This is a genomic window from Thermogutta sp. (assembly GCF_014359955.1).
In the GTDB taxonomy this organism is placed as follows: Bacteria; Planctomycetota; Planctomycetia; order Pirellulales; family Thermoguttaceae; genus Thermogutta.
Genome location: NZ_JACIYL010000185.1, coordinates 1 through 6,724, shown reverse-complemented (window position 1 = coordinate 6,724; position 6,724 = coordinate 1). Strand labels below are relative to the sequence as shown.

The following is a 6,724-nucleotide window of genomic DNA, read 5'->3' as shown; positions in this document are numbered from 1 at the left end:
AGCTGGACCGGTAAGGGGTATCCGGCGATTCCCCATCGGACGACGCTGGCGAGGAGGAAGCAGTGAACGACAAGCAGACGCCGACCGAAGTCCCGTGCGAGAGAGGGCGTCAGATGCTGAGCGAAGACCTCCGCGAGAGGATTCGCGCGTATTTGCCGCGATATCCGTCGTCGCGGGCGGTCGTGCTGCCGGCGCTGCACCTGATTCATCAGGAGTTGGGTTGTGTCTCACCCCAGGCGGTACGGGAACTGGCTGCGCTTTTGGGAATACCAGCCCCGGAAATTCAGGATACACTTTCGTTTTACGGGTTTTTCAAACAGCATAAGCCCCTGGGGAAGTATCGCGTGTGGGTGTGCCGATCGTTGAGTTGCGCCATCTGCGGGGGAGAAGATCTGCTCGGCTATCTCCAGGAAAAATGGCAGATCGAGCCGGGCGACACGACCGCCGATGGGCGATTCACGCTGGAGGCTGCCGAGTGTCTTGGCGCGTGCGAGATGGCGCCGGCCGTCCTCATCAACGAGACCATCCATGCCCGCGTCACCCGAGAGAAGCTTGACGAAATCCTGGATCAGTTGCCCTGAATGCTTCCCATAGAGAGTGCCATGGAGAATTTTGCACCGGTCCTGTTAGCGAACATCCATCGCCCTGACAGTCATACTCTGGGCGCCTATGAGGCGACGGGAGGGTACCAAACTTTGCGCCGGGCACTCCGGGAACTTTCACCGGCACAGGTTGTGGAAGAAGTTCGGCGGAGCGGTTTGCGGGGCCGCGGTGGCGCAGGGTTTCCCACGGGACTGAAATGGTCGTTTCTTCCCGCGGATCATCCGGGACCGATCTACCTTTGTGTCAATGCGGACGAGAGTGAGCCAGGCACGTTCTGCAATCGCGTCCTCATGGAGCTGGATCCCCATCAGGTGCTGGAGGGGACGATCCTCAGCGCCTACGCCACCCGTGCGACGACGGCTTACATCTATCTCCGCTATGAATACCCGCTGGCCTTCCGGCGGCTTCAGGCGGCCATCGACGAAGCCTACGCGGCGGGGTATCTGGGGAAGAACATCCTCGGCTCAAATTTTTCGCTGGATGTGTACATTCATCGCGGAGCGGGCGCCTACATTTGCGGTGAGGAAACTGGCCTGATCGAGAGCATTGAGGGAAAGCGGGCGTGGCCACGCAGCAAACCGCCGTTCCCGGCGGTCGAAGGGCTCTTTCGCAAGCCCACCGTTGTCAACAATGTGGAGACACTGGCCTGCGTGAAGCACATCATCGAACGTGGGGCCGATTGGTTCCGCAGCATCGGTGTGCCTCCATCACCGGATGATCCCCGCGACCCGGGAAGTTTCGGCCCGAAACTGTTCTGTATCAGCGGGCATGTCAACAAGCCGGGGTGTTACGAGGCCCCGCTGGGAATTCCCTGTCGCGAATTGATTGAAAAATTCGGCGGTGGGGTATGGAAGGGTCGCCGCGCCAAGGCGGTTGTGCCCGGTGGACTGAGCACGGGCGTCCTTACTGCGGATGAGCTGGACGTGCCCATGGATTTCATGGGGCCGGTTCAAAAGGGGTGCCTGGGCCTGGGGACGGGAGGCGTCATCGTCATGGACGAGACCTACCCAATGATTGAATTCCTCCATAACAGTTGTCGGTTCTTCGCTCACGAAAGCTGCGGGCAATGCACGCCGTGTCGCGAAGGGACGAGTTGGGCCCTGCAAATCGTGAGGAGGATCAGGGCAGGCCGAGGGCGGCTGGTGGATCTCGATCTCCTTTTGGAAATTGCGGACAACATCGGGATCATTCCGGGGACGACCATCTGCGGCCTGGCGGACGGTGCAGCGTGGCCGATAAAGACGGCGATTCGCAAGTTCCGGGAAGAACTGGAGGATTACATCAAACGGACAAACCCCACCGGTTACAAGACCCGGCGCCCGGTGCCCGCTCTGGACAACGGCACTCCCTCGCACAAAGCGAGTCCCGTGTCCTCCCATGGATAGGAGGTGGGCGCCGATGAGCGAAGCGAGGATGGAGGCGGACCAGACAACTCCGGGCTCGGAGGCACAGTTGACGAGGTACACCCCGACAAGAATGAAAATGAGGGGGAAGGAATTCAACAATGCCAGTGGTGATTGTTGACGGAAAAGAGATTGAAATCAGAGCAGGGGAACGCCTGAACGCCATCGAGGCAGCAGCCCGTGCAGGCGTGGAGATTCCTCATTACTGCTGGCACCCCGGCCTGTCCGTCGTCGCCAGTTGCCGGATGTGCTTGATTGAGATGGGCACGCGCGATCCGCAGACGGGGAAAATCGTCATGCTGCCCAAGCTCGTTCCCGCCTGCAACACCCTGGTCAAAGATGGGATGGTGATTGTCACCAATACGGAGAAGGTGGCGCGGGCAAGGGCGATGGTCGAGGAAGACCTCCTCCTGCGTCATCCCATCGATTGTCCGATCTGCGACAAGGCCGGGGAGTGCCGCCTTCAGGATTACCATTTTCAATATGGACAGGGTGAGCGCCGGGCGGATATTCGGCCGATCACCAGTCGAAAACGAGACATCGGCGACCTGTTTCTGTTCGTGGACCGCTGCATCATGTGCAGCCGGTGCGTCCGATTCACGCGAGAAATTTCGGGAACTTCGGAGCTCATGATCGTCAATCGCGGGACGCACGAGGAAATTGACGTGCTCCCCGATGTTCCCCTCCACAATAAACTCTCGGGCAACGTGGTGGACCTCTGTCCGGTGGGGGCCCTCGCTGACAAGGACTTCCTTTACAAACAGCGGGTCTGGTTTCTCCGTCGCAAGGCGAGTGTGTGCGGGCTGTGTGCCACCGGATGTTCCATTTGGATCGAGGAGAATCAGGATCGCGTCCACCGCATCAAGCCGCGGGAGAACATGTTCGTCAACAAATGGTGGATCTGCAACGATGGGCGGTACGGGTATCCGTTCATCCATCACCCAAGCCGGATCCGAGGGGTGGTGCGGCGTACGACGAGTGGCCAGGTGGCCGTCGGCTGGAATGAGGCTCTCCGGGAAATCGAGGAGAAGGTGCGAACGGCGTGTCGTCCGGCGCTGTGTCTGTCGCCGTTCCTCACGAATGAAGAAGCGTATCTTGCTGCCCGGTGGATGCGGAACACGCACCCGGAAAGCGTCATCGCTCTGGGACCTGTGCCGCGCGAGGGGGAAGATGAGCGGTTCCCGGGTGGATTTGTGATCTCAGCGGAAAAATGTCCCAACCGGTTGGGAGTGGAGGCCATTGCCCACGGGTTGGGGAATGGGGTACTCGGTTGGCCGGAGTTCCTGGAGGAAATCGCCGCAGGCCGGATTGATCGCGTTATCGTCCTGGCGGGGTACATCAAGCCGTGGCTGGATGAAACGCAGGCGGAGACGGTGAGAAAGGCCAACTGGGTGGCGCTGGCCGATCTGTTTCCCAGCCCTCTCAGTGACAAAGTGGACTTGCTGTTGGGAATGGCGACCTACGCCGAACATGAGGGATCCTACGTGAACCGCCATCATCGGCTCCAGTGGTTGCAGCGGGCGGTTCGGCCACCGCTGGGCAGCCGGTGTGTGGGCATGGTCTTCTGGGAGCTGAGCGGTCGCACGGGAGTGTATCAGCCACGCACGGTTCTGGCAGAGCTGGCCGCCGAGTTGCCGTACTTCTCGGCGGCTACCGGGGAGATCCCCGACGTCGGTGTGGATTTGCGGGTCAATCAGTTGGCGCCGAGCACTGCAGAAACGCAGGCCAGCACGGCGTAGTGCGCGGATATCAATTTTGTGTGGGGGAGGCTCAACACGGCGCGCGAGGATTGTACGAATCGCCGGAAAGGATAGCACAGAGAGACACGGCAGCGAATCAGCGGACCCGCCCGATTGAGGCTTGAATATGGTCGGATTGATTGTGGAAACCTGTGTGAAAATCGCCCTCGCACTGGGGGTTTTGATGACCGGGGCGGCCTACCTGGTCCTCGTGGAGCGGTGGATTGCCGCGTGGGTGCAGGACCGGATTGGGCCGAACCGCGTGGGAATTCCCCTCACCAATATCCGCCTGTTTGGCCTGGGACAGCCGATTGCCGATGGTCTCAAATTGATCTTTAAAGAAGAGTATGTTCCCGGGCATGTGGACCGAGTGATTTACAACCTGGGGCCGATTCTCACCTTTGTGGCGGCGGTGGCGGTCTATGCCGTGGTGCCGCTGGGCCAGGTGGATCTGGGCATTGCGGGATGGCGGCCCATCGACCTGACGATCGTCCCGGGATTTGATGCGGCGCTCGTTTATCTCTTTGCGGCCAATGGGGCGGCCGTTTACGGGGTGATCGCGGGAGGCTGGGCGAGCCGGAACAAGTACAGTCTGTTCGGAGCGCTCCGTGCTGCCGCCCAGCTTATTGCTTACGAAATCCCGCTGAGCTTGACACTTCTGGTCGTTGCGCTTTACGCGGGCAGTCTTCGGCTTGACCAGATGGTGCTCCAGCAGGCCCAAACGGGAGTGTGGAATATCGTCCTGCATCCCTTGACATTCGTGGTGTTTTTTGTGGCAGTGACGGCGGAGGCCGCCAGGCTTCCCTTCGACCTGCCGGAAACCGAGCAGGAGCTCGTCGGCGGATTCCATACCGAATACAGCGGCATGCGTCTGATGACGTACCTCGTTTCAGAATTCCTGCACATGGTGACTGCCGCGGTGCTCATCGTCCTGTTGTTTTTGGGTGGATGGCATTTCTGGGGGCTGACGGGTTCGGAACCTGTGGCCGGGATCGGCGGGGCCCTGCTTCGGATTGTCGTCTTCGCGGTGAAAGTTCTCCTGGTCATCTGGTTTTTCATGATGATGCGGTGGAGCTGGCCACGATTCCGGTTCGACCAGCTCATGCGACTGGCGTGGAAAGTACTCATTCCGTGGGGAATGGTGCCGCTGGTGATCCTGGTCTGGTGGTATTCCGGCGGCGAGGAGGCGCTGGGGATGGGAGGTGGTCGGGGCCTCGCCGTTCTGGCGGCCATCAACTGGGCGGCGCTGATCGCGGTGTGGATCGTGACGGCCCGGCTCAGCCCGCCCTCCTATGACAACCGGCCGCGCCAGGACCTGGTGCAACTGGCAAGGGAGTCGGAACAGGCCATCCCGGCCAGGGTTCGCCCCACGGCAAAAGTCTGGCGGCCGAGCTTCGACAATGAAGAGTGAAGGGAGTTGGTCCCATGAAGCCCGATAGCTCCGAAATACGCTGGGTGGACGAGCCGCCGCTGACACCGGCTGAGCGGTCCTATTTGCCGCTGTTCATTGAAGGACTGACGACCACATTGCGCCACCTGGTCAGTCCGAAGATCACGGTACAATTCCCCGAAGAACGCCACGAGTTTCCTGATCCGATCATCTACCGCGGCGTGCACCGTCTCAACCGGGACGAGCAGGGCCGGGTGAAATGCGTCGCCTGTTTTCTCTGTGCCACGGCCTGCCCCGCGCATTGTATCGACATTGTGGCCGCGCCCAGCCCCTGGCCGGATCGCGAAAAGTATCCCGTCGTTTTCAACATCGATATGCTGCGGTGCATATTCTGCGGGATGTGCGAAGAGGCGTGTCCCGTGGATGCCATCGAACTGACGAGTTTGTACGATCTGTCCGGCAAGAGTCGGGAAGAGATGATCTTCGACAAAGAGAAGCTGCTCAGCGTGTACGATCAAACCAAAGACCTGGAGCCTCCCCGTTGGATGCGGGAGCGGGACGTGGTCGAAGACCAGAAGACTGACTCGGCTTCCGGAGAAAACTGACTGACGAGCGAGGGACAGATTCTTTCAGGCGGACGTTGCCGGGAAAGGTGGAAACACGATGGTTTCGGGTACGACCATTCTCGTAGCGGGGATGTTGTTGACCCTGGCTGGGCTGTTCTGGGCCCTGCCCTGGGGGACGGATCGCCGTCGAGCGCCGGGTTGGATCCTGGTGGCCTCGGGACTGGTGATGATGGCCAGCCTTATTCCCTCGTTTGGGGGCTTTCTTGCCCGAAGCGTCCTCTGGGGAATGACACTGGTGACGCTGGGGTCGGCGGTGGCCATGATCACCTCGCTCCGCCCGCTCTACAGTGCCCTGTGGTTCGGGATGACGGTGCTGGGCACGGCGGGACTGATTTTGTATCACGGGGCGGAATTCGTCTCCATGGCCCTTATTGTGGTGTATATCGGGGCCATTTTGGTGGTGTTTCTCTTCCTGATCATGCTCGACGAACCTCGCGGTCGGGCGGTGTTCGATCGTCAGAGCTGGGAGCCGTTTATAGCGTCGCTGGCCGGGGTGGTGTTGATCGGCCTGGTGAGCGGAAGTGCGTTGGAGGCCTTGCGCCCCCAAGACGCGCGGAATGAGGCTGCTCCGACGGCTCTCTCCATCGCCGAGAAAGAGGCATCGGGTTTGGTGCCGACCGCGACGCGTGAGTTGGGCCAGGAACTTTTTGGGGCGTTTCCCCTGGCTGTGGAAGGGTTAGGGCTCCTGCTGATGCTGGCGCTCATTGGGGCCACGGTGATTATTGCCCGGCCGCTGGAGCCCTTGCTCGATCTGAGAAGCTGGGAGACACCGGGTATGCCCAGTCTCGTGGAATGGCTGCCCTGACGAGAGAGAGGACACACGACAGCGATGTCTGAGAATGCCCTTTTAATACAACAGTTATGGGTGGGTGCCTGCCTCTTTGGGCTGGGATTGGTGGGGTTTCTCAGCCGCCGGAACCTCATCCTCATGTTCCTCTCCGTGGAGCTTATGCTCCAGGGGGT

Annotated in this window: 7 protein-coding genes; all 7 read left to right on the top strand. The window is 60.5% G+C overall.

Features of this window, described 5'->3' with window-relative positions; translation table 11 throughout:
• Positions 1 to 62: 62 nt before the first annotated feature.
• Positions 63 to 581: an NAD(P)H-dependent oxidoreductase subunit E gene (locus H5U08_RS07720; protein ID WP_297031855.1), complete on the top strand. Its 519-nt coding sequence runs from the start codon at positions 63 to 65 to the stop codon at positions 579 to 581.
• Positions 582 to 1,988: an NADH-quinone oxidoreductase subunit NuoF gene (gene nuoF, locus H5U08_RS07715; protein ID WP_297031853.1), complete on the top strand. Its 1,407-nt coding sequence runs from the start codon at positions 582 to 584 to the stop codon at positions 1,986 to 1,988. It begins immediately after the preceding gene.
• Between the two features lie 119 nt (positions 1,989 to 2,107).
• Positions 2,108 to 3,745 (top strand): 2Fe-2S iron-sulfur cluster-binding protein, encoded by a 1,638-nt coding sequence (locus H5U08_RS07710; protein WP_297031851.1) that lies wholly within the window; start codon positions 2,108 to 2,110, stop codon positions 3,743 to 3,745.
• Between the two features lie 127 nt (positions 3,746 to 3,872).
• Complete coding sequence (locus tag H5U08_RS07705; protein ID WP_297031850.1) at positions 3,873 to 5,156, top strand: complex I subunit 1 family protein; 1,284 nt, start codon at positions 3,873 to 3,875, stop codon at positions 5,154 to 5,156.
• A gap of 14 nt (positions 5,157 to 5,170) precedes the next feature.
• Positions 5,171 to 5,740 carry an NADH-quinone oxidoreductase subunit I gene (locus tag H5U08_RS07700; protein WP_297031848.1) on the top strand — a complete coding sequence of 190 codons (570 nt, stop codon included), beginning with the start codon at positions 5,171 to 5,173 and terminating at the stop codon, positions 5,738 to 5,740.
• 58 nt (positions 5,741 to 5,798) lie between these two features.
• Positions 5,799 to 6,566 (top strand): NADH-quinone oxidoreductase subunit J, encoded by a 768-nt coding sequence (locus H5U08_RS07695; protein WP_297031846.1) that lies wholly within the window; start codon positions 5,799 to 5,801, stop codon positions 6,564 to 6,566.
• A gap of 24 nt (positions 6,567 to 6,590) precedes the next feature.
• On the top strand, positions 6,591 to 6,724 hold a 134-nt coding region (locus H5U08_RS07690; RefSeq protein WP_297031857.1), incomplete at its 3' end, for an NADH-quinone oxidoreductase subunit K.